2 protein-coding genes are annotated in these 2,483 nt (G+C 68.9%); one reads left to right on the forward strand and one right to left on the reverse strand.

Annotation, left to right across the window (positions count from 1 at the left end; all coding sequences use genetic code 11):
• A partial coding sequence (locus AB0K18_RS50215) for an endo-1,4-beta-xylanase (protein WP_364930272.1) occupies positions 1-1,074 on the reverse strand: 1,074 nt, incomplete at its 3' end.
• Positions 1,075-1,556: 482 nt separating this feature from the next.
• Between AB0K18_RS50215 and AB0K18_RS50220 the strand changes: the two genes are divergently transcribed.
• Positions 1,557-2,483 (forward strand): PHB depolymerase family esterase (locus AB0K18_RS50220; RefSeq protein WP_364930274.1); only part of this gene is annotated, 927 nt, incomplete at its 3' end.

Below are 2,483 nucleotides of genomic sequence, written 5' to 3' on the forward strand. Positions count from 1 at the left end.
GGGGCCGGGCGTCCCGGTGTCGCCGCCGTTCAGCGCGTTGAGAACCGCGGTGTAGGCGGCCTTCTTGTTGCCGTTGCCGTCGAAGAGCAGCGCCTGGGCGCCGCTGCCGAGCCAGGAGTCGGTGTCGCGCACGCCCCAGACCGTGACGCCGGTGCAGCGCGGCACGGCCAGGCAGTCGTTGACGACGTTGGCGTACGTGGTGGCCGAGCCGCCCTGGATGTCCAGCTCGGTGATCTGCACGTCGACGCCCAGCGCCGCGAAGCTCGAGATGGTCGTGCGGTAGTTGCTGTTGTACGGGCTGTTGCTGTTGAAGTGGGACTGCAGGCCGACGCAGTCGATCGGCACGCCGCGCGACTTGAAGTCCCTCACCATGTTGTAGACGCCCTGCGTCTTGGCCCAGTTCCAGTTGTCGATGTTGTAGTCGTTGTAGCAGAGCTTGGCGTTCGGGTCGGCGGCGCGGGCGGTGCGGAAAGCCACCTCGATCCAGTCGTTGCCGGTGCGCTGCAGGTTGGAGTCGCGCCGGCCGCCGGAGTTGCCGTCGGCGTAGGCCTCGTTGACCACGTCCCAGGCGTAGATCTTGCCCTTGTAGTGGTTCATGACGCCGTTGATGTGGTTGATCATGGCCTGGCGCAGCGAGCCGCCCTCCATCGACCGCATCCAGTTCGGCTGCTGGTTGTGCCAGGCCAGGGTGTGCCCGCGGACCCGCTTGCCGTTCTGCACGGCCCAGTTGTAGATCCGGTCGCCGGCGCTGAAGTTGAACTGCCCCTGGTTGGGCTCGGTGGCGTCGATCTTCATCTCGTTCTCGGCGGTGATCATGTTGAACTCGCGCGAGGCGATCGAGGTGTACTGGCCGTCGCCGAGCTTGCCCTGGGCTATGGCGGTGCCGAAGTAGCGGCCGGTCTGCGCGGCCGCCGCGCCGAGCGTGCTCTCGGCGGCCTGCGCGGGTAAGGGCGCCGTCATCGCCGCGATCACGCCGATCCCGGCGATGGCGCTCACCACGCCGGCGATCAGTGCCCGCTTGCGCCCGCCGGGCGCGGGCGGGAAGGTGGGTGGGGACATGGCGTTCTCGCCCATGCCTGAGCCTCCATGTACGTGTCGGGGAAGGAAGCCGGCGGGGGACACCCGCGGCGGCGACGCCGCGGTGCGCACCGCGGCGGTCGTGACGGTGCCCCCTGCCGCACACCACCGTTTCTGACAGGGGAGATCGTCGTGCGGTCTCAGTCTGGGAATCGCTCCGAAAGTTGTCAAGGATTCAGTGAAACTTTCGGAATCACGCCTCTCCGGTGCATCCGCCGCGGCGTGCCGGGACACCTGATCAGCCGGAGAGAAAGTTTCGGAAGGCGACCCAGGCCGCTCAGCCATCGATGAAACTTTCACGGCGCCCCCCTCCGATGCCGCAGGTGAGCCGCCTGCACGCGGTGTGGAGCCGCCCGGAGACCCTTGACAGAACGTTGCGGCTCGGATTTGCTCCGTCCGCCACCACCAACACCACCTTGTTAGCGCTAACAGCAAGCGTCCGGCGCCGAGACGGCGACCCCCCAGAGAGGACGTGCAGCATGAGAACGCGAAGGCACGCCGGCATCGGTGCCGGCCTGGTGGCGCTCATCGCGGCGATCGCGACCGGATTGTCGATGTTCCTGACAGCAGCCCCGCAAGCGTCTGCGGCGGCGCTGACCGAGGTGACGAACTTCGGCAACAATCCGGGCGGCCTGCGGATGTACCTCTATGTCCCCGACCGTCCCGCCGCCCGGCCGGGCGTGCTGGTGGCGATGCACGGGTGCAACGGCTGGGCCCAGGGCTTCCACCAGGGGACGGAGTTCGCCTCGCTGGCCGACCGCCACGGCTTCATCGTCATCTACCCGCAGGCCAACAAGAGCGCCAACGGCATGTCGAACTGCTTCGACGTGTGGTCGAACGAGGCCCTGCGGCACGGCGGCGGCAGCGACCCCGTCTCGATCGTCTCCATGGTCGACTACGTGCTCCAGCGCCACTCGGGAGACCCGGAGCGGGTGTTCGCCACCGGCTTCTCCTCCGGCGCGATGGAGACGCTCAACCTGCTCGCCACGTACCCCGACGTGTTCAAGGCCGGCGCCCCGTTCGCGGGCGTGCCGTACGCGTGCCTCGGCCCGGCCGGCTGCGGGGACAAGTCGCCGCAGCAGTGGGGCGACCTGGTCAGGAACGCCTACCCCGGCTACACCGGGGCCCGGCCGCGCGTGACGGCCTGGCACGGCACCAACGACTCCGTCCTGCCGTACTCGATGCTGCAGGAGGAGATCGACCAGTGGACCAACGTGCACGGGCTGAGCCAGACCCCGACCTCCACCGACAGCCCGCAGTCCGGCTGGACCCGGCGCGTCTACGGCTCCGGGCAGGTCGAGGCGTACACGATCAACGGCGCCGGCCACGACCTGCCGCACAACGGGATGGCCGCGCACGCCATCCGCTTCTTCGGCCTCGACGGCGGTGGCACGACCCCGCCGCCG

The organism is Nonomuraea sp. NPDC049421, assembly GCF_040677005.1.
Lineage (GTDB): Bacteria > Actinomycetota > Actinomycetes > Streptosporangiales > Streptosporangiaceae > Nonomuraea > Nonomuraea salmonea.